The sequence below is a fragment of the Micromonospora sp. NPDC048040 genome, from assembly GCF_055587185.1.
Window position 1 is genome coordinate 1 of the sequence record NZ_JBVJGT010000039.1, and the last position, 21491, is coordinate 21491.

The 21491-nt window shown below is 74.6% G+C and carries 26 protein-coding genes; 15 read left to right on the forward strand and 11 right to left on the reverse strand.

The genetic code is table 11. From position 1 onward, the window contains the following. Positions 1-902, forward strand: a 902-nt coding sequence (locus ACZ6O2_RS26600) for a transposase (protein WP_466024753.1), incomplete at its 5' end; no start/stop codon positions are given. 14 nt (positions 903-916) lie between these two features. Here the strand turns inward: ACZ6O2_RS26600 and ACZ6O2_RS26605 are convergent. Further along, complete coding sequence (locus ACZ6O2_RS26605; RefSeq protein WP_466024754.1) at positions 917-1723, reverse strand: helix-turn-helix domain-containing protein; 807 nt, start codon at positions 1721-1723, stop codon at positions 917-919. 251 nt (positions 1724-1974) lie between these two features. Here ACZ6O2_RS26605 and ACZ6O2_RS26610 point away from each other — a divergent pair, with 251 nt between their 5' ends. From ACZ6O2_RS26610 to ACZ6O2_RS26630, 5 genes are all read left to right on the forward strand, one after another. Continuing rightward, a complete protein-coding gene (locus ACZ6O2_RS26610) occupies positions 1975-2235 on the forward strand; it encodes a hypothetical protein (RefSeq protein ID WP_466024755.1) in 261 nt (86 codons plus the stop codon). Further along, the gene (locus tag ACZ6O2_RS26615; RefSeq protein WP_350702013.1) at positions 2232-2480 is read left to right on the forward strand and encodes a flavin reductase; all 249 of its coding nucleotides are present in this window, start codon (positions 2232-2234) and stop codon (positions 2478-2480) included. Before ACZ6O2_RS26610 ends, ACZ6O2_RS26615 begins: the two co-directional genes overlap by 4 nt. A 171-nt stretch (positions 2481-2651) precedes the next feature. After that, positions 2652-3134 carry an anthrone oxygenase family protein gene (locus ACZ6O2_RS26620; RefSeq protein WP_350702690.1) on the forward strand — a complete coding sequence of 161 codons (483 nt, stop codon included), beginning with the start codon at positions 2652-2654 and terminating at the stop codon, positions 3132-3134. A gap of 160 nt (positions 3135-3294) precedes the next feature. Further along, positions 3295-3597, forward strand: a complete 303-nt coding sequence (locus ACZ6O2_RS26625) for a hypothetical protein (protein WP_357449543.1) — start codon at positions 3295-3297, stop codon at positions 3595-3597. 91 nt (positions 3598-3688) lie between these two features. Then, positions 3689-4762, forward strand: coding sequence for an NAD-dependent epimerase/dehydratase family protein (locus ACZ6O2_RS26630; RefSeq protein WP_466024756.1), 1074 nt, complete (start codon positions 3689-3691; stop codon positions 4760-4762). A 56-nt stretch (positions 4763-4818) separates the two neighbouring features. Here the strand turns inward: ACZ6O2_RS26630 and ACZ6O2_RS26635 are convergent, their stop codons facing one another. The 3 genes from ACZ6O2_RS26635 to ACZ6O2_RS26645 all read right to left on the reverse strand — a co-directional run bounded on the left by ACZ6O2_RS26635 (position 4819) and on the right by ACZ6O2_RS26645 (position 7826). Further along, on the reverse strand, positions 4819-5568 hold the full coding sequence (locus ACZ6O2_RS26635) for a ZIP family metal transporter (RefSeq protein WP_466024757.1): 750 nt from the start codon (positions 5566-5568) through the stop codon (positions 4819-4821). 40 nt (positions 5569-5608) lie between these two features. Further along, the gene (locus ACZ6O2_RS26640) at positions 5609-6808 is read right to left on the reverse strand and encodes a GNAT family N-acetyltransferase (RefSeq protein ID WP_466024758.1); all 1200 of its coding nucleotides are present in this window, start codon (positions 6806-6808) and stop codon (positions 5609-5611) included. Positions 6809-7106: 298 nt separating this feature from the next. After that, entirely contained in the window at positions 7107-7826 is a 720-nt protein-coding gene (locus ACZ6O2_RS26645) for a PP2C family protein-serine/threonine phosphatase (RefSeq protein ID WP_466024759.1), read from the reverse strand. Between the two features lie 63 nt (positions 7827-7889). On the opposite strand from ACZ6O2_RS26645, the gene ACZ6O2_RS26650 reads away from it, so the two are divergent. Continuing rightward, positions 7890-9002, forward strand: a complete 1113-nt coding sequence (locus ACZ6O2_RS26650; RefSeq protein WP_466024760.1) for a helix-turn-helix domain-containing protein — start codon at positions 7890-7892, stop codon at positions 9000-9002. Positions 9003-9122: 120 nt separating this feature from the next. Here the strand turns inward: ACZ6O2_RS26650 and ACZ6O2_RS26655 are convergent, their stop codons facing one another. After that, entirely contained in the window at positions 9123-9590 is a 468-nt protein-coding gene (locus ACZ6O2_RS26655; protein ID WP_350701999.1) for a helix-turn-helix domain-containing protein, read from the reverse strand. A 147-nt stretch (positions 9591-9737) separates the two neighbouring features. On the opposite strand from ACZ6O2_RS26655, the gene ACZ6O2_RS26660 reads away from it, so the two are divergent. After that, positions 9738-11033: a benzoate/H(+) symporter BenE family transporter gene (locus tag ACZ6O2_RS26660; RefSeq protein ID WP_466024761.1), complete on the forward strand. Its 1296-nt coding sequence runs from the start codon at positions 9738-9740 to the stop codon at positions 11031-11033. Between the two features lie 89 nt (positions 11034-11122). On the opposite strand, the gene ACZ6O2_RS26665 is transcribed toward ACZ6O2_RS26660, so the two are convergent. The 4 genes from ACZ6O2_RS26665 to ACZ6O2_RS26680 all read right to left on the reverse strand — a co-directional run bounded on the left by ACZ6O2_RS26665 (position 11123) and on the right by ACZ6O2_RS26680 (position 13083). After that, positions 11123-11494 (reverse strand): hypothetical protein, encoded by a 372-nt coding sequence (locus ACZ6O2_RS26665; RefSeq protein ID WP_350701996.1) that lies wholly within the window; start codon positions 11492-11494, stop codon positions 11123-11125. A 61-nt stretch (positions 11495-11555) separates the two neighbouring features. Beyond that, positions 11556-11804 carry a hypothetical protein gene (locus tag ACZ6O2_RS26670; RefSeq protein ID WP_350701995.1) on the reverse strand — a complete coding sequence of 83 codons (249 nt, stop codon included), beginning with the start codon at positions 11802-11804 and terminating at the stop codon, positions 11556-11558. Positions 11805-11886: 82 nt separating this feature from the next. Continuing rightward, positions 11887-12360: a large conductance mechanosensitive channel protein MscL gene (mscL, locus tag ACZ6O2_RS26675; protein ID WP_466024762.1), complete on the reverse strand. Its 474-nt coding sequence runs from the start codon at positions 12358-12360 to the stop codon at positions 11887-11889. Positions 12361-12399: 39 nt separating this feature from the next. Continuing rightward, positions 12400-13083 (reverse strand): FadR/GntR family transcriptional regulator, encoded by a 684-nt coding sequence (locus ACZ6O2_RS26680; protein WP_466024763.1) that lies wholly within the window; start codon positions 13081-13083, stop codon positions 12400-12402. A 209-nt stretch (positions 13084-13292) separates the two neighbouring features. Here ACZ6O2_RS26680 and ACZ6O2_RS26685 point away from each other — a divergent pair, with 209 nt between their 5' ends. Next, complete coding sequence (locus ACZ6O2_RS26685; protein ID WP_350702688.1) at positions 13293-14447, forward strand: MFS transporter; 1155 nt, start codon at positions 13293-13295, stop codon at positions 14445-14447. Between the two features lie 10 nt (positions 14448-14457). On the opposite strand, the gene ACZ6O2_RS26690 is transcribed toward ACZ6O2_RS26685, so the two are convergent. Beyond that, positions 14458-14814: an STAS domain-containing protein gene (locus tag ACZ6O2_RS26690; protein WP_092381119.1), complete on the reverse strand. Its 357-nt coding sequence runs from the start codon at positions 14812-14814 to the stop codon at positions 14458-14460. A 163-nt stretch (positions 14815-14977) separates the two neighbouring features. On the opposite strand from ACZ6O2_RS26690, the gene ACZ6O2_RS26695 reads away from it, so the two are divergent. The 6 genes from ACZ6O2_RS26695 to ACZ6O2_RS26720 are packed head-to-tail and all read left to right on the forward strand — an operon-like array spanning position 14978 to position 20585. Next, entirely contained in the window at positions 14978-15838 is an 861-nt protein-coding gene (locus tag ACZ6O2_RS26695; RefSeq protein WP_350701989.1) for an STAS domain-containing protein, read from the forward strand. Then, positions 15838-16251, forward strand: a complete 414-nt coding sequence (locus tag ACZ6O2_RS26700; RefSeq protein WP_393257355.1) for an STAS domain-containing protein — start codon at positions 15838-15840, stop codon at positions 16249-16251. Before ACZ6O2_RS26695 ends, ACZ6O2_RS26700 begins: the two co-directional genes overlap by 1 nt. Continuing rightward, on the forward strand, positions 16248-16667 hold the full coding sequence (locus ACZ6O2_RS26705; RefSeq protein ID WP_466024764.1) for an ATP-binding protein: 420 nt from the start codon (positions 16248-16250) through the stop codon (positions 16665-16667). Before ACZ6O2_RS26700 ends, ACZ6O2_RS26705 begins: the two co-directional genes overlap by 4 nt. Next, the gene (locus ACZ6O2_RS26710; RefSeq protein WP_466024765.1) at positions 16664-17683 is read left to right on the forward strand and encodes a SpoIIE family protein phosphatase; all 1020 of its coding nucleotides are present in this window, start codon (positions 16664-16666) and stop codon (positions 17681-17683) included. The genes ACZ6O2_RS26705 and ACZ6O2_RS26710 overlap by 4 nt, the downstream gene beginning before the upstream one ends. 32 nt (positions 17684-17715) lie before the next feature. After that, on the forward strand, positions 17716-19044 hold the full coding sequence (locus ACZ6O2_RS26715; protein ID WP_466024786.1) for a sensor histidine kinase: 1329 nt from the start codon (positions 17716-17718) through the stop codon (positions 19042-19044). Positions 19045-19046: 2 nt separating this feature from the next. Then, positions 19047-20585 (forward strand): SpoIIE family protein phosphatase, encoded by a 1539-nt coding sequence (locus ACZ6O2_RS26720; protein ID WP_466024766.1) that lies wholly within the window; start codon positions 19047-19049, stop codon positions 20583-20585. Positions 20586-20638: 53 nt separating this feature from the next. Here ACZ6O2_RS26720 and ACZ6O2_RS26725 read toward each other — a convergent pair whose 3' ends face one another. After that, a complete protein-coding gene (locus tag ACZ6O2_RS26725) occupies positions 20639-21487 on the reverse strand; it encodes an AraC family transcriptional regulator (RefSeq protein WP_350701982.1) in 849 nt (282 codons plus the stop codon). Between the last annotated feature and the right edge of the window lie 4 nt (positions 21488-21491).

Here is a 21491-nt window from a genome sequence, read left to right on the forward strand (position 1 = left end):
TCGGGCCGCGGCACGGGCCGTGGCTGCCCCGTACCCCGCCGCCGCAAGCACTGAGCACCGCCGAACGCGACCAGGTCCTGGCCCTGCTGAACTCGCCCGCCTACGCCGACCTGGCGATCCCGCAGGTCTGGGCCAGGGAACTCGACGCGGGCCGCTACCACTGCTCGATGTCCACGATGTATCGGATCGCCCGTGCCGCGGGGCAGAGCCGGGAACGTCGCCGGCTGGCGACCCATCCGCCGCGGGTACGCCCCGAACTGGTCGCGACCGGGCCCGGTCAGGTGTGGTCCTGGGACATCACCGCGTTGAAAGGACCCGTCAAAGGTGTTTGGTTCAAATGCTATGTCGTTATCGACATCTACTCGCGTTACGTGACCGGCTGGCTTGTCGCTGCCGGCGAGGACGCGGTCGTGGCCCGCGACTTCCTGGCCGCCGCAGTCAGCCGAAACGGGATCGAGCCGCACACCATCCACGCGGACCGCGGCGGCGCCATGGTATCGAAGCCGGTATCGGAAATGCTCACCGACCTCGGCGTCCTACGCTCGCATTCACGACCCCGTACCTCGAACGACAATCCGTACTCCGAGGCCCAGTTCAAGACCATGAAATACGTGCCGGACTTCCCGGACCGGTTCGGATCCCTCGCCGACGCCAGAGCCTTCTGCGACGGCTTCTTCACCGCCTACAACCACGAACACCGGCATTCCGGGATCGGCTGGCACACCCCGGCATCCGTGCACTACGGCACCGCCGAGCAGATCCGCGAGCAACGCCAGGACACCCTCGACGCAGCCCACACCGCGCACCCCGACAGATTCAACCACCGGCCACGCGCACCCAAACTGCCCGACGAAGCGTGGATCAACCAGCCAACCCAGCAGACACAGACCGTCTCAGTTTGACTTGACAACTACCGTTACTGAGGTCCATGTTGGCTCTCTACTTCCTTGAGCAGGTCGATGGACTGCCGGCGGGGCAGAGCCTCGTTACGCACACTTTCCCACCGAGCTTGAAGCGTAGCTACGTCATCGTCTTTGTCGATGACGACACCGGCAAGCTGGTTCTCCAGGTGCCCGACCCATACGCCCTCCCTGGAGCGTGCCAGGGCGAACGGGCCCGACAGGCCCACATGCAGTCCGCTCGCCGCAGGGATGACGTGCACATGGATGTGTGGCAGCTCGGCGAGAGCGATCAGGTGGGCGATCTGCTGCGCCATGACGACACTGATGCCGTCGCCGTAGCGGCGCAGTGCTGACTCGTCGAGCACCGCGACGAACTGGGGTGGTCGATCGCTCGTCAGGATCTTCTGTCGCTCCACCCGAGCCGACACGCGCTGCTCCACTTCGTCAGTGGTGAGGATGTCGACTGACCGAAGCACGGTGTGGGCGTATTCCTCTGTTTGAAGCAGACCGGGGATCAGGTTCGGCTCGAAGTAGCGGAGTTGGGTCGCCGCGCGTTCGGCGTCGAGCCAGGGGAGGAACCAGGACGGCGCGCCGATGCTGGCGACGAGCCGTTCGAAGAGCCCGCCGGTCTTGAGCGCCCGGTCGGCGCCCTTGAGGAAGTCCATCGTCAGGGCGCGGGTGCCGCCCTCGACGGCGCTGACGTGGGACGCGCTGAACCCGGCACCCCGACCGAACGTCTCCTGCGTCATGCCGGCACCACCTCGGGCGCGGCGGATCTCGGCCACGACGAAGGCGGCGAGCGGACTCGGCACGTCGGCCATTCAGGGCCTCCCAGTTTGAAGATCGACTACCCACGGCGCCACCCGCCGGGCGCGGCCTCGGCCAGCCCCACCCGGACTCCCGCAGAGCCTTCCGAGCGTAGTCGCCTCCACAGCAGAGTGTCACCAGCGAGGGCCGCTCGTGGAGCACTGGCCGGGGGCGGTCCTCGTGGGGGCCGCCCCCGGGCGAGCATCCGTCGGCGGCCCCCGTCCGAGCACAGGCCAACGGACATGGCGACGGACGGGAGGCAGGCGTGACGGGCGACGGGCCGCGCCGGGAGGGCGCGATCGTGACGGGCGAGGTGATCCGCGTGCCGGAGGACTCCTACCGGTTCGGCACCGGGATCCTCACGCTGTACGTCACCGAGATCCTCAGCCGCGGGCCGTTCGGGGGCGCGGAGTGGGTCGAGCTGCGCGGTCGGGAGCTGACCCCGGACGGCACGCTCCGGCCACGCGAGCGGTACGCCTTCGTCCGGGTGGACCGGGCGACCGTCGTCACGGTGCCGGCGCGGTGACCCGCCGCCGCGACCACCTGCCGTCCCGGCCCACCTGGCGCTGCGCGGCCTGCGGGATCGCCTGGCCGTGCTCGGCGGCGAAGCTGCGGTTGCTCGGCGAGTACCGCACCGACCGGACCGCGCTGTTGGTCTATCTCGGCACCCTCCAGGCCGAGGCGGCCGGGCAGCTCGCGGAGCTGGACGGCGAGCGGCCGTGCACGGACCTGGCCGAGCGATTCACCGGCTGGGCCCGCCCGCGCGGGTAGGTGGTCCCCTGATCCCGCCCGGGCCGGTCTTCCCGTGGGCCGGCCCGGGCGGTCCCCTCGCCGTGCGGTGGACGCTCGCTTATCGGGTCGAGCGGTCCGGCCATGGCCGGGAGGGTCACGCCCCGGTTGACTGGCGGGGACGACGACGGGGGAGGAAGACCTGTGTCCGAGATGATCCGCACCGCCGCCCTGGCCGGGGCGACCCTGACCACCGGGCTGGTGGCGGGGCTGTTCTTCGCGTTCACCTGCGCGGTCATGCCGGGTCTCGGCGCGACCGACGACCGGACGTTGATCGGCACCATGCAGTCGATCAACCGGAAGATCCTCAACGGCTGGTTCCTGGGGGCCTTCCTCGGCGCGCTGCTGCTGCTCGCCCTGGCCGCCGCCCTGCACCTGACCCGGGGCGGCCCGGCCCTGCTCTGGACCGTCGCCGCGCTGGCCTGCTACCTGGTCACCTTCGTCGTCACCGTACGCCTCAACGTGCCGCTGAACGACCGGCTGGAGGCCGCCGGCCCGGTGGACCGGATCGGCGACCTGGCCGAGGTGCGGGCCTGGTTCGAGGCGGCCTGGGTGCGCTGGAACATGGTCCGCACGCTCTCCTCGGTGGCCGCGTTCGCGTGCCTGATCGGCGCCCTGCTGACCCGGCGCGGCTGACGGCCCCGCCGGGCCCGGTCGCGGCTGACCGCCCGCCGGCCGGCCCGCCGGCACCGCCCGTCACCCGCTGCCGCCACCGCCGGGAGGCCGGGACACCGGGAGGCGGGAGGCCGGGAGGTCGACAGGCATGGGCGGGCCGGCGTGGGGGAACCGTGCCCGCATGAGGATCAGCAGCACCCCGGCCGTCGCGGCCTCCGGCGAGGAGACCGGCCCCGACGGCGTACGGGAGCCGGCCGGCGAGGTGCACGCCTGGCTGCCGGGCCAGAACCAGACCGTCTGCGGGCTCCCGCTCAGCCGGACCCGGCTGCGCCGCTTCCCCCACGTGCGGTTCGAGTACCGGTCGACGGACGTGCTCACCGGGGCGGACCCGGTCGGCCGGATCTGCCCGCGCTGCCTGGCCGCCTCCGACGGCCGACGCCGGGACGAGAAGAAGAGCTGGGTGCGCCACTCGCCCCGCCCCTGACGGCCGCCGCTGCCGTCCGCCCCTGACAGCCGCCCGGGATGGCTGCCGGGCGCGGCGATTGGCGGGCGGCTGACCGGGTACGGGGTCGGGCATGCGGATCGTGGTGGTGGGCGCGACCGGCAACGCCGGCACCGCCCTGTTGCGCCGGCTGCGCCGGGAACGCGGAGTGGACCTCGTCGGGGTGGCGCGCCGGCTGCCGGGGCCGGACCCCGGCGAGCCGTACGACCAGGTGGAGTGGCACTCCTGCGACGTCGGGCTGCCGGGCGCGGCCGACCAGCTCGTGGAGGTCCTCGCCGGGGCCGACGCGGTGGTGCACCTGGCCTGGCAGATCCAGCCCAGCCACGACCAGCGGGTGCTGCGCCGGACCAACGTCGGCGGCAGCGCGGCGGTGGTCGACGCCGTGGTCCGCGCGAACGTGCCGGCCCTGGTGGTCGCCTCGTCGGTCGGCACGTACGCGCCCGGCCCGAAGGACCACCCGGTCTCCGAGCGCTGGCCGGCGACCGGGGTGCCCGGCTCGTCGTACAGCCGGGACAAGGCCGAGGTGGAGGCGTTGCTGGACCGGGCCGAGCGGGAGCACCCGGGGCTGCGCGTGGTGCGGATGCGGCCTGGCCTGAACTTCCAGCGGGCGGCGGCCACCGAGATCACCCGCTACTTCCTCGGCCCGTTCGCGCCGGTCCGGCTGCTCCGCTTCGGCCGCATCCCGCTGGTGCCGACGCACCGGCGGCTGCGGATGCAGGCGGTGCACACCGACGATGTCGCCGACGCGTACGCCCGGGCGGTCCTGGGCGACGCGCGCGGCCCGTTCAACGTCGCGGCGGACCCGGTGCTGACCCCGGAGCTGGTGGCCCGGCACTTCCACGGCTGGACGGTGCCCGTGGCCGCCCCGGTGCTGCGCGCCGCCGCCGCGCTCACCTGGCGGGCGCGGTTGCAACCGATCGACGCCGGCTGGGTGGAGCTGGCCCTGAACGCGCCGCTGATGTCGAGCGAGCGTGCCGAGGCGGAGCTGGGCTGGCAGCCGCGGCACGACGCGGTCAGCGCGCTGAAGGAACTCTTCGCCGGGATGGCCGACGGCGCGCGCACCGCCAGCCCGGCGATGTCCGCCGCAGGCGGCCGCCCCGCCGCCCTGCTGCGGGGCCGCCCCGCCGGCCACGGCAACCCCTACTGACGCACGCCGCCCCGACCGGCCCCGAGTTCAGGGGCGGGCGCCCTGCCGGGGGCGGGTCACGGGCGGGAGAGGGCGAAGGCGGTCAGGAATCCGGCCACGGTGACGAGGCCGACCAGCAGGTGGGCGTCCTCGAACGCCTCCGGGACCATGGTGTCGGTGATCATCGCCAGGATGGCGCCGGCCGCCAGCGCGGTGATCGCCGCGAGCGCCGCCGGCGGGGCGTCGCCGAGCAGCGTGAAGCCCGCCACCGCCGCCACGCCGCTGACCAGGGCGATCGCCGACCAGAGTGCGAAGACGTACCGCCGGGAGCGGCCGGCCCGGCGCATGCCGGCCGCGCTGGACAGGCCCTCCGGCACGTTGCTGAGGAAGACCGCGACCACGGTGACCAGGCTGACCGGCCCGCCGGCCAGCAGGCTGGCCCCGATCACCACCGATTCGGGTACGCCGTCCAGCAGCGCGCCGACCGCGATCGCGGAACCCGAGCCGGGCCGCTCGCCCTCGGAGGGCTGCCGGTCGCCGGACCGCTTGCGGTGCCGCGCGCCCCACCGGGCGAGCAGCAGGTTCGCCAGGGTGTAGGCGAGCGCGCCGCCGGCCGCGCCGAGCGTCGTGGGCAGCAGGCCGCCCTTCTCGTGCGCCTCCGCGATCAGCTCGAACGAGACGGCGGAGAGCAGCACCCCCGCCCCGAACGCCATGACCGACGCGATGACCCGCTGCGGCACCCGGGCGAACCAGCCCACGGCCGCCCCGAGCAACAGGGCGGACCCGGCCAGCAGCCCCCACCCACCCGCCTGCAACCACTCCGGCATTCCCGGGACCGTACCCCGTCGGCGCGCCCGCCAACCGGGGTCAGAAGTCGGCGAACAGGTACGGCAGGTGACGCGGGAAGAGGCGGCGCAGCTCCGCCGCCGCGTCCGCCGGCACCTCGCCCAGCCCCCGCAGGCCCACCTCCACCGGGTCGAGCACCCCGTACGCCAGGGCCGAGATCCCGGCGGCGGTCAGCGTGGCGGTGGGCGGCTCCCCGGCGGTGGCGGCGGCGCCGGTGACCAGTTCCAGCGCGCCGGTCGTGCCGTCCAGCAGGTACGAACCGGCCAGCCAGCGGTCACCGGTCAGCTCGACGCGCACCCGGCCCGGCCCCGTGGGCAGCCCGGCCAGCGCGTCCACCGACAGCAGCCGGGCCATCGGCGCCGACGAGCCCGGCCGGGCCACCCGCGCCTCGACGTGCACGGCCAGGTCGGTCAGCCACAGCTCCGGCGCCTCGTCGACGGGGAGCTGGACGCTCACCCGCTCCACCTGGTCGACGTGCTGGGCGAAGAACCGCAACAGCAGCGCGCGGGCCACCGGGTCGGTGACGAGCAGGTCGTCGGCGACCAGCGTGCCGCCGTGGTCGTCGATCCGGTAGGTCACCGCGCCCGTGACCGTCCCGCCGACCCGGGCGGTGAGCAGCCACCGCTCGTCGCGGTCGCGCAGCCCGACGTCCCGGTAGTCGGGGAAGATCGCGAAGCCGTGCCGCTCGCGCAGGCAGCGCTCGGTGAACCCGCGCCAGGTCGGGTAGCCCGCGCCGATCCGCTCCCAGCCCACCTCGCCCGGCAGGTCGGCGCGGAGCAGTTCGCCGAGGTCGGCCGGCGAGAAGGTGGCCGTGCGGGCCTTCGGCAGCCCGACGTAGCCGAACCGGGCGTAGAACGACGACCGGAACGGCCAGAGCGCGGTCAGCGCATGCCCCTCGTCGCGCATCTCGTCGAGCAACTGGTGCAGCAGGGCCCGGACGTGTCCCTGCCGGCGGGCCAGCGGGTGGGTGGTCACCCCGGCGACGCCGGCCATCGGCAGCACCGTGCCGCGCAGGTTCTGCCGCATGGGCACCGCCGAGGCGGCGGCCACCGTCGTGCCGTCGGCCTCCGCGACCAGCGTCCGGTTGCCCTCGTTGTAGGGCAGGTAGTCGCGGTACTCCTCCGTCCGGCCGGGGCGGGACGGCGACGTCTCGAACGCGTACGCCTGGAGCGGGAAGCTGGTGGTCAGGCGCTCTTCGGAGTGCACCCGGCGGATGGTCATCCGCCAATCCCATCCCGGCTTCCCAGCCGGCGCAACCGCAATTGCCGGAAGCGGTCGCCGCGGCCGGGTTCGCCCGGCCCCGGCGTCGCCTGACCGCCGCAACGGTCAGGCGATCGGCAGGTGGCGCGGGTGCCGGCGGCGGCGCAGCCGGACGCTGAACACGGCCGCCACGGTGACGACCAGCAACCGCACGAAGAACGGCACGGAGATTCCATCCCGGCAACATGGCGACACGACCCAGGTGGCGCAACTACCTGGCCGGCGGCACGGATCCCCGCGCACGGGGAACCGGGGCGCGTCAGACGGCGGTGACGTCGGAGACCACGACGGTGACGTTGTCCGGCGCGCCGGCCTGGTGGGCGAGCTTGACGAGCTGCTCGCCGCACTGCTGGCGGTCGGCGTACGTGCTCAGCGCCGCGGCGATCGTGGCGTCCTCGACGTAGTCGGACAGGCCGTCGCTGCACAGCAGCAGCCGGTCGCCGGCGGCCACGGTCAGTATCCCGATCGCGGGCGGCGTGTCCGCACCCTGCACCGCCCGGGTCACCAGCGACCGCTGCGGGTGGTGGCGCGCCTGCTCCGGCGAGAGCGCCCCCTGGTCCACCAGTGCCTGGACGAAGGTGTCGTCCCGGGTGAGCTGGGTGAGCTGGGCGTCGCGCAGCAGGTAGCAGCGGGAGTCGCCGACCTGGGCCAGCACCAGCGCGTCCCCGGCGAGCAGGGCGGCGGTGAGCGTCGTACCCATGCCGTCACGGGCCGGGTCGACGGTGATGGCGGCGTGGATGCGCCGGTTGGCGGTGCTCACCACGGCCCGCAGCGCGTCGGCGGCCTCGTCGGGGGTGGTCGGCGGGCTCAGCTCGTCGAGGATGCGGATGACGATCTCGCTCGCCACCTCGCCCGCGGGCAGGCCGCCCATGCCGTCCGCGACCGCGACGAGGCGGTCACCGGCGAGGGCGGAGTCCTCGTTGTTGGTGCGGACCAGGCCGATGTCGTTGAGGATGGCCGAGCGGAGGATCAGCGTCATGGGGTCAAGCTTGCCAAGAACACCCTGCCGCCGTCTCTACGCACTACTGCGTAGGGTGTGGGAATGATGCCGGTGTCCATGGTCGGGCGCGCCGGTGAGCTGGCCGAGCTCGACCGGGCATGGTCCACCGTGGTCGATTCCCGGCGCTCCGCGCCGGCCGTCGCGGTGATCACCGGTGAGGCCGGGGTGGGCAAGTCGCTGCTGGTCGCGGCCGCCCTGGACGCCTTCGCCCCGCGCCCGGCGGTGGTGCTCTCCGGCGCGGCCCGGGTGCACAGCCCCGCCCCGTACGACTGGCTGGCCGCCGTTCTCACCGGTCGGGACACGAGCGGGCTCGACCTGCCGCCGGACGCGCTGGCCTGGCTGGCCCAGCAGCCCACCGCGCCGCGCGAGCGCTACGCGCCGGGCACCCTGCTCCGGCTCGCGGTGCGGGTCGTCCGGCTGCTGGTCGGCGCAGGCCCGGCCGTGCTGGTGGTGGAGGACCTGCACGCCCTCGACCCGGCCAGCCTGAACCTGGTCGGCGAGTTGGCCGCCGCCGCCGACCTGCCGGCGCTGTTGGTGGTGGCCACCCGGCCCGCCGCCGACGCGGTCGCGCCGGACCTCGCGGTCCGCGCGCTGGCCCGGCTCTGCGGCGTCCGGGGTGCCGTCCGCCAACACCTCGGACCGCTGCTCCCGGCCGAGGTCGCCGAGGTGCTGACCCAGGTGTACGCCGACCCGCGCCCGTCCGGTCGCCTGGCGCGCGCGGTCTGGCGGCGCACCGGCGGCAACCCGTACGCGCTGACCGAACTGCTCGCCGCGCACGCCGGCCAGGGGCCCGAGGCGTTGCTCCGCCCGCCGCCGTCGGCACCACCGGCCCCGTCGACGGCGGCGGCTCGGCCCACGGCGGCTGCTCGGCCCACGGCGGCGACCCGGTCGGCACCAGCGCGGTCGGCGGCGGTGGCGCCCCGGCCGGCCGACCCGGTCGACGCCGAGCTGACCGGGCGGGAGATCGAGGTGCTGGGCTGCCTGGTCGCCGGGATGTCCAACAAGCAGGCCGCGCGGGCGCTCGGCATCTCGGTGCGGACGGTCACCGTGCACGTGTCCAACCTGCTGCGCAAGACCGGGTCGGCGTCGCGTACGGAGGCGGCGATCTGGGCGGTGCGGCGGCGGTTGCCGGCGCCGACGCCGGTCGACGGCTGAGCCGCCCCGCGCGACCGGACCGCCGGGCCGGCCGCCCCCACCGCGCGTGGCCGGACCGTTGCGCCGCCGCGCCCGACCCCACCGTCGGCCGGCCGCCCCGGCGTCGTCGGTGGTGCGGGGTCAGCGGCGGGGATAGCGGAGCAGGAGGCTGGCGGCGACCTCCTCGTCGCCGACGGCGGCGTACACGTGCGGCACGTCCGACGTCCAGCGCAGGTGCTCGCCGGCGGCGGCCGTCAGCGGCGCGTCCACCGGGCCGGCGCGCAGCACGCCCGCGAAGACGGTGATGTGCTCGGTGACGCCCGGCTGGTGCGCGGGGGAGAGCTGCTCCGGGCCGGGCGCGACCAGCATCCGGTACAGCTCGTAGGTGGCGTCGGTGTCCTCGAAGACCTCCAGCAGGATGGCGGTGACCGCCGCGCCGCGGACGGTCGGTCCGGCGGCCGGGCCCGAGAGCACGGCCGTCAGCGGCACGCCGAGCTGCGCCGTGATCGCGTAGAGCGTCTCCAGGGTCGGGTTGCGGGTGCCGTTCTCCAGCCCGGAGAGCGTCGCCTTCCCCACCCCGGCCAGCCGGGCGAGGGTCGACAGGGACATCCCCCGTTCCTCGCGCAGCGCGCGTACCCGGCGGCCGACGGCGTCGGCTCCGGGATCGGGGTGCGGTGGGCGGGCTGGTGACGGGTGCGGCACCCCGCTATCGTGCTACAGGTTCTTGTTCCGTAAACGGAACGATCGGGGTGGGGGATGGCGGGACGGACACAACCGTTGCTGGCGGGCGTGGTGACCGCGCTGGTGGGATTCGCCAGCTCGTTCACCGTGGTGCTGGCCGGCCTGCGGGCCGTCGGTGCCACCGACGCGCAGGCCGCCTCCGGGCTGCTCGCGGTCTGCGTCGCGTCCGGGATCTCCGCCGTCTGGCTGGGCCTGCGGCACCGGATCCCGATGAGCGTCGCCTGGTCCACCCCGGGCGCCGCGCTGCTGGTCGCCACCGGTCCGGTGCCCGGCGGGTGGCCCGTCGCCGTCGGGGCGTTCCTCGTCTCGGGCGTGCTGATCGTGGCCGCCGGGCTGTTCCCGGCGCTCGGTCGGGCCGTCGCGGCGATCCCCCGGCCGATCGCGGGCGCCATGCTGGCCGGCGTCCTGCTGCCGCTGTGCACCGCCCCGGTCCGCGCGCTGGTCGAGGTGCCCCGGCTGACCGCGCCCGTGGTGCTGGCCTGGCTGCTGCTGCACCGGTTCGCGCGCCGCTGGGCGGTGCCGGGCGCGCTGGTCGTGGCGGTGGCGGCGATCGCGCTGACCGCCCCGGTCGCCGGCCTCGGCGGCGCGCGGCTGCTGCCCGCCGTCGAGCTGACCGCGCCGGCCTGGAGCGTCCCCGCCCTGGTCGGCCTGGCGCTGCCGCTCTTCCTGGTCACCATGGCCGCGCAGAACGTGCCCGGGATGGCGGTGCTGGTCGGCTACGGCTACCGGCCGCCGTTCGGGGCCGCGCTGCGGGCGACCGGGCTGACCAGCCTGGCCGCCGCGCCCGCCGGCGGGCACGCGGTCAACCTCGCGGCCATCACCGCCGCGCTGGCCGCCGGCCCGGACGCCCACCCCGACCCGGACCGGCGCTGGATCGCCTCGGTCACCGCCGGCACGGGGCTGGCCCTGCTCGGCCTGGGCGCCGGGGCGGCCACCGCGTTGATCGCGCTCGCCCCGCCGGTGCTGATCGAGGCGGTCGCCGGGCTGGCGCTGCTCGGCGCGCTGGCCACCGCGCTCACCTCGGCGCTGGCCGAGCCGGCCGCCCGGGAGGCCGCTGTGGTCACTTTCGTGGTCACCGCCTCCGGGGTGACCCTGCTCGGCGTGGGTGGCGCCTTCTGGGGCCTGGCCGCCGGCGGGCTGATGCTCCTGCTCTTCCGCCGCCGCTCCGACGAGCCGGCCGCGTCGCGGCCCGCCCCGCCCGAGCCGGCCGCGCCCGAGCCGGTGGCCGCGTCGCTCCGGCCGGCTCCGGTCGGGCCGGACTCCCCCGCCGGCGCCGCGTCGCCGCGCGGCGCCCGGGTCGGCGGCGACTGACCCTCCGCGCCCGGTCGGGCTGGATCGTCCACGACATCGGCTCGACGGCGTGTGGGCGTACCGGCCCGGGGCCGGCCGGTACGCCGGCGTCACTCCTCCGGGGGCAGGGCGCCGGCGGGGACGTCGAGGCGTACCCGGCCGTCGGCGACGGTGGCGATCTGCTCGGCGAGCACGTAGACCGCGCCGGTGCGCGCCAGGTCGGTGGAGACCTTTAGGTAGCCGCTGTGCAGCAGCCGGGCCGCCAGGTCGGCCGGCACGTCCGGCTCCTCGACCGCCGTCGACTCGATCAGCTCGTCCAGGCTGCTGCCCGGATCGGCGGTCGGCGCCTGCACGGTCACCGCGTTCGGGTCGCCCCGCTGCACGAGGTCGACCGTGCCGACCTCGGTGCCGTCGACGTCGACCACCCGCATGCCCGTGGTGACCCGGGAAACCATCGCCTGCTGCTCGGTGCCCTGATTCATTCTGGCGCGGTTCCCGGCCCCCGCTCCGGCTAAACCGCCCGTACCCGCCCGCCGGCCTTTCTCACAGCTCCGGCGACCACGCGCTCGGCGGCCGGGGGGAGAGCTCGCGCCAGCTGTCGGTGCCCTGGAGCAGCGCCCGGACCGTCTCCTCGGCCTCCTCGACGCTGTCGTACTCGTAGAACTGGGAGACGCCCTCGGAGCCGCCGGCGCGCTGCTCGACGTGCCACCGGTCGGCGTCCACCCGGAGGAAGACGTCCCGCCGCGCCAGCCGGCCCCATTTCCCGTTCCACCAGTGCTTCCGCTGCTCCATGGCGGGGACTCTATCGAACATGCGTACGAAAGAGTGCGGCCCCCGCGGGATTCCCGCAGGGGCCGATGTGCCTGTGCCGGATTCAGCGCGCAGTGGGCGGTTCCTGCCGGCGACCGAGCACGTCGTCGAGCGCGCCGCGCTGCTGACCTGGGGTGGTGTGGCCGGCGGCGACCAGGGCGTCCCGGATCTCGGTGAGCAGCCGGACCTCCTCGCTCGGCGCCTTCGGCGGCGGCTCCTCGCCCCGCTTGCGCCGCTCGGCCAGCTTGTTCATCGGGAACACCACGAGGAAGTAGAGGGCCGCCGCGGTGAGCACGAAGGTGATCAGCGCGTTGACGAACGCCACCCAGTCGAACGGGATGCCCCGGAAGGTCGGCGTCGAGCCGGTGAGGCCGTTCTTGCTGCCGGTGAGCAGGGCGATGAGCACCCGGACGAACGGTTCCAGGAACGACTTGGTGAGCTGGGTGACCACGCCCGTGAACGCGGCGCCGATGACGACGCCGACCGCGAGGTCGACGACGTTTCCGCGCATGATGAAGTCTTTGAAGCCCTTGAGCATCCGTACTCCCGAGGTGTCCGGTCTTCCGTCCGGCACAACCTATGCCCCGGGTGGCGGCTCCAGAAAAGCGCCGGCCTCGATCGCCGCCCGGCCCGGGTCGCCGGCGCGGATCGCCTCGACCAGCCGGGAGTGGTCGACGTAGCGCTCCGGCTCCAGCGCGCCGCCCATCGACTGGGTGATCGTGCTGCGCAGCGCGGCGCCGACCGAGGCGTACAGCTCGGCGAGCATGCCGTTGTGCGCGGCCGCCACCACGGCGGTGTGCAGCGCGGCGTCGGCCTCCACGAACTCGTCGACCCGGCCGCCGAGCCAGGCCGCCTCGCGCACGGCGAGCGCGCCGTCGAGCGCGGCCAGATCCTCGGGCGTACGCCGCAGCGCGGCGAGCCGGGCCGCCTCCACCTCGAAGGCGCGCCGCACCTCGACGACCTCGGCCGCCCGGTCGACGGTGAGCCGGCGGGCCACCACCGGGGCCAGCTCGTCGGTCGACACCACGTACGTCCCGGAGCCCTGCCGGCACTCCAGCACCCCGGCGTGCACCAGCGCCCGCACGGCCTCGCGGACCGTGTTCCGCCCCACGCCGAGCGCCGCGACCAACTGCGGCTCGGTGGGGATCCGACCGCCCACCGGCCACTCGCCGCCGAGGATCCGCTCCCTGAGCTGCGCGATGGTCTGCCGAACGCGGTGCCCACGGGGCGGCGCGGTGGCGGAATCAACCGACGGTGGCACTGGTTACAACTCCTGCCCGGAATTCATCCCATGATTGTAGGTTCAACGGTATGACCCCGCCACCACCCACCGCCACCGCCGGCGTCTCCGCCGCCACCGCCGACCCGATCCCGGCCCCGGACGGCGTGCCGGTCGCCCCCGCCGTGGAGCGGGCGAAGCCGGGCCGGCCCGTGCACCCGGCCACCGGGGGCGTGCTGGTGCTGGTCGGGATGCTGCTGGTCGCGGTGAACCTGCGGGCCGCCGTGACCAGCCTCGGGGCGCTGCTCGACGAGGTGCGGGACGGCCTGGGGCTCTCCGGGACGATGGCCGGCCTCGTCACCACCCTGCCCACCATCGCCTTCGCGGGGCTCGGCGCGCTCACCCCGTGGCTGGTCCGCCGGTTCGCCCCGGCCCGGGTGCTGGTGGTCGCGATGCTCGCGCTCGCCGCCGGTCAGGTGCTGCGGGTGGTCACCGACTCCGCCCTGGTCTTCGTGCTCACCAGCGCGCTGGCACTGGCCGGCATCGCGGTGGCGAACATCCTGCTGCCGATGCTGGTCAAGCAGCACTTCCCGCACCGCACCGGGCTCGTCACCGGGGCGTACACGATGGCGCTCACCGCGGGCACGACGGTGGCCGCCGCGTCGGCGGTGCCGGTGGCGCACGCCTTCGGCTCCTGGCGGGTCGGGCTCGGGGTCTGGGCCGGGCTGGCCGCGGTGGCCGTGCTCCCGTGGGTGCCGCTGGCGCTGCGGGCGCGGGCCGCCGCGCGGCGGGCCACCCCGACCGAGGCCGTCGCGCCCCGCACCCGGATCCGGCCCGGCCGCACCCGGCTCGGCTGGGCGATGGCGGTCTACTTCGGAGCGCAGTCGCTCAGCGGGTACGCGATCATGGGCTGGCTGGCCCAGTTGTTCCGGGACGCCGGCTACCACCCGGAGACGGCCGGGCTGCTGCTCGCCGGGGTGACCGCCCTCGGCGTGCCCATCGCCCTGCTGATGCCGACGCTGGCCGGCCGGCTGCGGACGCTGCGCCCGCTGGTGCTCTCGCTGACCGCCGCGTCGACCCTGGCCTACCTGGGGCTCGCCCTGGCCCCGCACGGCGCGGCGCTGCTCTGGGTGGCCCTGCTGGCGATCGGGCAGGGCGCGTTCCCGTTGATCCTGACGGTGATCGGCCTGCGGGCCCGGACCGCCGAGGGAACCGTCGCGCTGTCGGCCTTCGCGCAGAGCACCGGCTATGTCATCGCCGCGCTGGGGCCGCTGCTGGTGGGCATCCTCTACGAGGCGACCGGCGGATGGACCGCCCCGATCGGGTTCCTGCTGGTGGCGCTGGCCGTGCAGACCGCCGCGGGCCTGGTGATCGCCCGTCCCCGGCACATCGAGGACGAGGCGTGAGGAGGAACGGTCAGGAGGAGGCCGGCGTGGGGTCGCCCGCCACGGCCTGGTCGACCGTCGGGTAGGTGTGCAGCACCTCGACGAGGCCGCTCACCTCGAGGATGCGGAGCACCCCCCGCTGCGGGGCGGCCAGCCGCACCACGCCCCCGGCCTCGTCGCAGCTGTTCTTGGCGCGGACGAACACCGACAACCCGGTGGAGTCGCAGAACGAGACGTTCGCCAGGTCGAAGACGAGCCGGCTGCGGCCCTTGTCGAGCAGGTCGGTGATCTGGTCCTGCAACTGCGGTGCGGTCGCCATGTCCAACTCGCCCGCGACCGACACGACGACCACGTCGCCGCGCTGTTCCGTGTGCACCGTCAAGGACATTCGCCAGACCTCCCGTTATCGGGGAAACGGTATCCCACGATCGGGGTGGTACGCAGAACGGGAACCGGTATCCGGTGGCCACCGTCATTCGCTTGCCGTGCGGCAACTAGCGACCCGACCTCCGATGATAGAGTCCGCCGGTCCAGGTCGAAGGGGGTTTGCCATGGCGCTGAGCGCCGAGGAGAGCGGCCGGCTGGCGAGCCTGCTGACAGGTCATGCCGAGCGGATCACGCAGCGCTGGACGGAGATCGCCGCCGGGTCGCTGCGCGGGCGACTCAGCCAGGGAGAACTGCGCCGGCAGGTGCAGGAGCTGCACGGCAGCATGGTGACCGCCGCCGAGCACGGTGCCGTCGACCTCGACGCCGAGCAGGCCACCGAGCTGCGCGCCGTGCTCGCCGAGCTGTCGCGGGGCCGGGCCCGGCAGGGCTTCTCCGCCTCCGAGACCGCGATCAGCGTGTTCGCGCTCAAGGAGGCGCTGCTGGAGCTGATGGAGGCCGAGGGTGGCTCCGGGACGCTCCGCGACTACGTCGCCTTCTCCGGGCTGATCGACCAGATGGGCCTGTTCACCTTCGAGAGCTTCGTCCGCACCCGCGAGAGCCTCATCGCCGACCAGGCGGAACAGCTGCTCGAACTCTCCACCCCGGTGGTGAAGCTCTGGGAGGGCGTCGTCGCCGTGCCGCTGGTCGGCACCCTCGACTCGGCCCGCGCCCAGGTGGTGATGGAACGGCTGCTCCAGACCCTGGTCGACACCGGCTCGCCGTACGCGATCATCGACATCACCGGCGTACCGGCGGTGGACACCCAGGTCGCCCAGCACATCCTGAAGACCGTGGTGGCCGCCCGGCTGATGGGCGCGGACTGCATCATCTCCGGCATCCGGCCACAGATCGCGCAGACCATCGTGGCCCTGGGCATCGAGTTCGGCGACATCGCCACCAAGGCGAGCCTCGCCGACGCGCTGCGGCACGTGCTCCGGCTCACCGGGGTCGAGACCGGCCGCCGGCTGCCGCGCCGGGAGGCGTGATGGAGCGGGTGCCGATCCTCAAGATCGGTGAGATCCTGCTGGTCTCCATCCAGGTCGACATGTCCGACCAGACGGCGGTCCAGCTCCAGGAGGACCTCGCGGAACGGATCGTGGCGACCGGCTGCCACGGCGTGATCATCGACATCACCGCCCTGGACATCGTGGACTCCTTCGTCGGGCGGATGCTGTCGACCATCGCCTCGATCTCCAAGGTGCTCGACGCCGAGACGGTGGTGGTCGGGATGCGGCCCGCCGTCGCCATCACCCTCGTCGAGCTGGGCCTGTCCCTCAACGGCATCCGGACGGCGCTCAACGTCGAACGGGGCATGGAGCTGATCGCGGCGGCGCGCGCGGACGAGCACGAGTTCGCGTTCGACGACGAACCGGACGCCGATACGACGGCCTCGTCATGACCGCGGGCGTCGACCTGGGCCAGCCGCAGGCGCAGGCGATCCGCAGCGACGAGGACGTGGTGCGCGTCCGGCAGCTGGTGCGTACGGTGGCGGTGGCGGTCAAGCTCTCGCTGGTCGACCAGACCAAGGTGGTCACCGCGGCGAGCGAGCTGGCCCGCAACACCCTGGTGTACGGCGGCGGCGGCACCGTCGAGGTGGGCACGGTGGACAACGGGACGCGGCGGGGCGTACGCATCGTCTTCGCCGACTGCGGTCCGGGCATCGCCGACCTCGACCTGGCACTGACCGACGGCTACACGACCGGGGGCGGGCTCGGCCTCGGGCTCAGCGGCGCGCGCCGGCTGGTCGACGAGTTCGACATCAAGACCGCGGTGGGTGAGGGCACCCGCGTCACGGTCACCAAGTGGTCCAGATGACCGGGGACGTGGTCCCCGACCGTGGCATCTGGTTCCGGGTGGAGACCGGCAGTGCCGCCAGCGCGGTGCGCCGGGCCGCCGAGCGGCTCGGCGACCAGCTCGCCCTGGGCGAGGCCCGCACTGCCGACCTGGCGATCGTCGCCGCCGAGCTGACCAGCAACCTGGTCAAGCACGCCGAGGACGGCACGCTGCTGCTGCGGCCCGTCCGGCACGAGCGGGAGGCCGGCGTGGAACTGGTCGCGATCGACGCCGGGCCGGGGATGGCCGACCTGACCGTCTCCTCGCAGGACGGACACTCCACCACCGGCACGCTCGGCATCGGTCTCGGCGCGATCGTCCGGCAGGCCAGCTGGTTCGACGGCTACTCCCGGCCGGGGCGGGGCACGGTCCTCGCCGTCCAGGTCTGGCCGGACCGCGCCGGTGGGCGGGAGCGGCCCTGGGTCGGCGCGCTCACCCGGCCGCTGACCGGGGAGTCGGTCAGCGGCGACGGGTACGCCTGGCGGATCGTGGAGGGCCGGCGGCAGGTGCTGGTCTGCGACGGCCTGGGGCACGGGCCGCTCGCCGCCGCCGCCACCGACGCCGCGCTCGACGCGTTCCGCCGGGCGCCGGCGGGGCCGCCGGCCGCAGTGGTCCAGCACCTGCACCGGGCGATGTCCCACACCCGGGGCGCGGCGCTGGCCGTCGCGGAGCCGGACCCGTCGGCCGGGGTGCTGCGCTACGCCGGACTGGGCAACATCTCCGCCGCGGTCATCGGCGTGGCCGGCAAGCGCCGGGGCCTGGTCTCGCTGCCCGGCATCGCCGGGCACCAGCGTCCCCCGGTCCGGGAGTACGACTACCCCTTCGAGGCCGGCGCCCTGCTGGTGATGCACAGTGACGGCGTGGTCGACCGCTGGCAGCTCGCCGACTTCCCCGGTCTCGCCGACCGGTCGCCCGTCGTGGTGGCCGCGTCGCTGCTGCGGGACGCCGGCACCCGCCGCGACGACGCGTGCGTCCTGGTCGCCCGGGCGTGGTCGTGACCGGGCCGGCCGGGGCGGCGCCGCTGCTCCAGATGGTGCTGCGGGTCGAACACGACATCTTCGTGGTCCGGCAGCGGGGCCGGGAGGTCGCCGCCGCGGTCGGGCTGGAGCACCAGGACCAGGTACGCATCGCCACGGCGCTCAGCGAGGTGGCCCGGGACCTGCTGCGCGCCGTCGGCGGGGCGGACGTGACATTCACCCTGGTCCACGACGTCGTTGGTGGTGGGCGGCACCTGCGGGTGGACCTCCTCCCGGTGAGCCCGCTGCCCGACGGGCGGTACGAGCCGCAGTCGGGTGCGGTGGCGCGGTTGGTGGACATGTTGGGCGTCGTGACCGGGGAGGGGGATACGGTCGTGAGGATGTCCCGAGGTGTCCCGGTCACCGCCGAGGTGCTGACCCCGGAGCGTCTCGCCGAGCTGCGCGCCGAACTCGGCCGGAACGCCCCGGGCAGCGCCCTCGACGAGTTGGCCGCCCAGAACGCGCAACTGATCGCCGCCCTCGACGAGGTACGCAGCCAGCGCGACGAGCTGGCCGTGCTCAACGAGGAACTGGCCGAGACCAACCGCGGCGTGATGGCGCTCTACAACCAGCTCACCGAGGAGCTGGAGGAGACCAACCGCGGCGTGGTCGCGCTCTACGCCGAGCTGGACGAGAAGTCCGCCCAGTTGCGGGCGGCCAGCGAGTCGAAGAGCCGGTTCCTGGCGAACGTCAGCCACGAGCTGCGCGCCCCCGTCACCGCGATCATGGGACTCGGTCGGCTGCTGGACGACTCCGCCTCCGACCCGCTCACCGCCGAGCAGGCCCGCCAGGTCGGGCTCATCCGTTCCTCGGCGAGCGACCTGCTCACGCTGGTCAACGAGCTGCTCGACCTGGCCAAGGCCGAGTCCGGCCGGATCGAGCCCGACTGGGCCGAGGTGGACCTGCGGCCGCTCTTCGGTCAGCTGCGCGGCACGCTGCGGGCCCTGGCCACCCGGCCGGAGGTCGAACTGGTGGTGGAGGAGCCGCCGGTTCCGGCCACGCTGCGCACCGACGAGGTGCTGCTCGCCCAGGTGCTGCGCAACCTCCTGCACAACGGGCTCAAGTTCACCGAGCGCGGGGAGGTCCGGCTGCGGGCGGAGCGGCGGGGCGACCGTTGGCTGCTGTCGGCCTCGGACACCGGCCCGGGCATCGCGCCCGAGCAGCACGACCGGATCTTCGAGGAGTTCTACCAGGTGCCCGGCGCGACCCGGGTGGGCGGCACGGGCCTCGGCCTGCCGTACGCGCGGCGGCTGGTGACCCTGCTCGGCGGCACCCTGGAACTGACCAGCGAGCCCGGGCGGGGCAGCACGTTCATCGTCAGCCTGCCCGCGGGCGGAGCGTGACGGTGGAGGGCGGCCCGGCGACCGTGCTGGTGGTCGACGACAGTCGCACCAAGCGGTACCTGCTGGTCAGCTGGCTCTCCCGCGCGGGTTTCACCGTGCTGGAGGCGGAGACCGGCGGCGAGGCCCTGGCCCGCGTCGGCGTGGACCCGATCGACCTCGTGGTGCTCGACGTGCGGCTGCCCGATCTGAGCGGGTTCGAGGTCTGCGAACGGATCAAGGCCGCGCACCCGGCGATGCCGGTGATCCACGTGTCCGCGCACGCGGTGGACGTCGTGGACCGGGCGCAGGGGCTGACCCGGGGCGCGGACGCGTACCTGGCCGAGCCCATCGAGCCGGAGGAACTGGTCGCCACCACGCACGCGGTGCTGCGCTACTACCGGGCGCGGCAGCGGGCGGAGCTGCTCGCCGAACGGCTGCTCGGGCTGGCCGACACCACGGTGGCGATGCACTCCGCGCCCAACTTCGTGCGACTGTTGGAGGCGGCGGCGGCCGGGGCGGCCCAGATCTTCAAGAGCCCCGCCGCGGTGATCGCCGAGACGTTCGACGGCGACTGCGTCGCCGGGGTCGCGGGCGGCCCCGGCGGCACGGTCACGCTCGTCCCGTGGCTCGTGGACGACAGCGGCGTGCCGATCGGGACGACGGTCCGGGTGGACGACCCGTCCGGCTGGGGCCTGGTCGACTGGCCGGCGGGGGACACGGTCACGGTGGCCGCGACCCGGCTCCGCGAGGACCGCCCGTCGCTCCACGTCGTCGTGCCCACCGCGACGCAGACCGCCCGCACCCCCGTGCTGGTGCAGCTCGCCCAGGCCGTCGCGTCGGCGGTGGAGGCGCAGCGCTCCTTCGACGAGGAGCACCGCATCGCGGTCACCCTCCAGCGCAGCCTGCTGCCGCGCCGGATTCCCGAGATCAACGGGCTCGACCTGGCCGTGCGCTACGAGCCGGCGAGCGCGCAGACCGAGGTGGGCGGCGACTTCTACGAGCTGGTGATGCTCGACGGCCACCTGCTGCTGGCGATCGGCGACGTGGCGGGCCACTCGTTGCACGCCGCGACCGTGATGGCCGAGCTGCGGCACGCGGTGCGGGCGTACGCGGTGGAGGGGCACCAGCCGGGCGAGATCCTGGAGCGGGTCAACGAGCTGATGCGCACCCTGCTCCCCACGGAGCTGGCCACGATCTGCCTGCTGCTGCTGCACCCGCCCACCGGCCGGGTCCGGCTGGCCAGCGCCGGCCACCTGCCGCCGGTGCTCAGCCTGGACGGCAAGGTGGAGTTCGTGCAGCACTCGGCACCACTGCTCGGGGTGCGCGCCCAGCGACCGCCCGACCTGGAGTTCGTGCTGCCGGCCGGGGCGACGCTGGTGTTCTACACCGACGGCCTGATCGAGCGGCGGGACACCACGATCGACGACGGGCTGGCCGCCCTGGCCGCGGCCGCCGGGCGGATCGACGACGACCTGGACCGGTTCTGCGAGCGGCTCCTGGTCGAGCTGGCCCCGTCGGAGATCCAGGACGACGTCGCCGTGGTCGCCCTCCGCCGCCGCTGACGAAGGCACAATGCCGACGGGGCGCGTCCTGCCGCCGGCAGGCGGGGCGGGCGTCAGCCGACCGAGCGGGCGTACGCGGCCGGCGAGACGCCGATGACGGCGGTGAACTCGCGGACCAGGTGGGCCTGGTCGCTGTAGCCGAGGTCCGCCGCGAGCGCCGCCCAGTCCGGCGGGCCGCCCGCGGCCTGCTCGACGGCCTCCTGGAGCCGGTACCGGCGGATCACCCACTTCGGGCCGACGCCGACGTGCGCGAGGAACAGGCGTTGCAGCCGGCGGACGGAGAGCCCGTGCCGCCGGGCGAAGTCGTCCACCCGCAGCACCGTCCGGTCGGCGCGGATCGCCTCGACCAGGCCGATCACCTCGTCGGTGACCGGGTCGGCCGCCGGCGCCCAGCCGAGCAGCAGGTCGTCCAGCGCTCGGCAGCGCTCGGTGTCCGTACCGTCGCAGCGGCCGGCGGACGGCGGCCCCTCGGCGGCCGACGCGGCGGCGACCAGGTCGGCGGCCGGCGGCCAGCGGTCGGCGAGCGACGGTACCGGCCACCGCCGCCCGGTCAGCTCGGCGACCGACCGCCCGCGCCAGAACGGCCGGAAGCCGCCCGGCCGGAACTGGACCCCGCTGACCCGGCCGACGCCGGACAGCGTGATCGAGAACAGTTTCCGCCCCACGCCGGCCACCTCGGCGGTCTCCGGGCCGTCGCCGTCGCGGCGGAACACCACGTTCACCGCCGGGTGCGGCACGACCTGCTGCGTGAGCGGCTCGCTCAGCTCCCAGTCGACGAGCCAGTAGTGCTCGACGTACGGCCGGAGCGCCACGGCGGGCAGGTGCCGGCGGAAGCGGACCTGGCGCAGCAGCCGGGCCGGGTCCAGGATGCCCCGGCTGTCCCCGCGCGGCTGCTGTCGCATTTCT

What these genes read in the sequence shown, in the direction of transcription:
- ACZ6O2_RS26640 (WP_466024758.1), bottom strand. Translation starts at nt 6,808, where the DNA reads ATGACCATCCGCCGGGTGCACTCCGAAGAGCGCCTGACCACCAGCTTC.
- ACZ6O2_RS26650 (WP_466024760.1), top strand. Translation starts at nt 7,890, where the DNA reads ATGATGCCGGTGTCCATGGTCGGGCGCGCCGGTGAGCTGGCCGAGCTC.
- ACZ6O2_RS26665 (WP_350701996.1), bottom strand. Translation starts at nt 11,494, where the DNA reads ATGAATCAGGGCACCGAGCAGCAGGCGATGGTTTCCCGGGTCACCACG.
- ACZ6O2_RS26690 (WP_092381119.1), bottom strand. Translation starts at nt 14,814, where the DNA reads ATGTCCTTGACGGTGCACACGGAACAGCGCGGCGACGTGGTCGTCGTG.
- ACZ6O2_RS26715 (WP_466024786.1), top strand. Translation starts at nt 17,716, where the DNA reads ATGGTGCTGCGGGTCGAACACGACATCTTCGTGGTCCGGCAGCGGGGC.
- ACZ6O2_RS26660 (WP_466024761.1), top strand. Translation starts at nt 9,738, where the DNA reads ATGGCGGGACGGACACAACCGTTGCTGGCGGGCGTGGTGACCGCGCTG.
- ACZ6O2_RS26605 (WP_466024754.1), bottom strand. Translation starts at nt 1,723, where the DNA reads ATGGCCGACGTGCCGAGTCCGCTCGCCGCCTTCGTCGTGGCCGAGATC.
- ACZ6O2_RS26705 (WP_466024764.1), top strand. Translation starts at nt 16,248, where the DNA reads ATGACCGCGGGCGTCGACCTGGGCCAGCCGCAGGCGCAGGCGATCCGC.
- ACZ6O2_RS26645 (WP_466024759.1), bottom strand. Translation starts at nt 7,826, where the DNA reads ATGACGCTGATCCTCCGCTCGGCCATCCTCAACGACATCGGCCTGGTC.
- ACZ6O2_RS26670 (WP_350701995.1), bottom strand. Translation starts at nt 11,804, where the DNA reads ATGGAGCAGCGGAAGCACTGGTGGAACGGGAAATGGGGCCGGCTGGCG.
- ACZ6O2_RS26725 (WP_350701982.1), bottom strand. Translation starts at nt 21,487, where the DNA reads ATGCGACAGCAGCCGCGCGGGGACAGCCGGGGCATCCTGGACCCGGCC.
- ACZ6O2_RS26695 (WP_350701989.1), top strand. Translation starts at nt 14,978, where the DNA reads ATGGCGCTGAGCGCCGAGGAGAGCGGCCGGCTGGCGAGCCTGCTGACA.
- ACZ6O2_RS26700 (WP_393257355.1), top strand. Translation starts at nt 15,838, where the DNA reads ATGGAGCGGGTGCCGATCCTCAAGATCGGTGAGATCCTGCTGGTCTCC.
- ACZ6O2_RS26625 (WP_357449543.1), top strand. Translation starts at nt 3,295, where the DNA reads ATGAGGATCAGCAGCACCCCGGCCGTCGCGGCCTCCGGCGAGGAGACC.
- ACZ6O2_RS26655 (WP_350701999.1), bottom strand. Translation starts at nt 9,590, where the DNA reads ATGTCCCTGTCGACCCTCGCCCGGCTGGCCGGGGTGGGGAAGGCGACG.
- ACZ6O2_RS26685 (WP_350702688.1), top strand. Translation starts at nt 13,293, where the DNA reads ATGCTGCTGGTCGCGGTGAACCTGCGGGCCGCCGTGACCAGCCTCGGG.
- mscL (WP_466024762.1), bottom strand. Translation starts at nt 12,360, where the DNA reads ATGCTCAAGGGCTTCAAAGACTTCATCATGCGCGGAAACGTCGTCGAC.
- ACZ6O2_RS26630 (WP_466024756.1), top strand. Translation starts at nt 3,689, where the DNA reads ATGCGGATCGTGGTGGTGGGCGCGACCGGCAACGCCGGCACCGCCCTG.
- ACZ6O2_RS26620 (WP_350702690.1), top strand. Translation starts at nt 2,652, where the DNA reads ATGATCCGCACCGCCGCCCTGGCCGGGGCGACCCTGACCACCGGGCTG.
- ACZ6O2_RS26635 (WP_466024757.1), bottom strand. Translation starts at nt 5,568, where the DNA reads ATGCCGGAGTGGTTGCAGGCGGGTGGGTGGGGGCTGCTGGCCGGGTCC.
- ACZ6O2_RS26710 (WP_466024765.1), top strand. Translation starts at nt 16,664, where the DNA reads ATGACCGGGGACGTGGTCCCCGACCGTGGCATCTGGTTCCGGGTGGAG.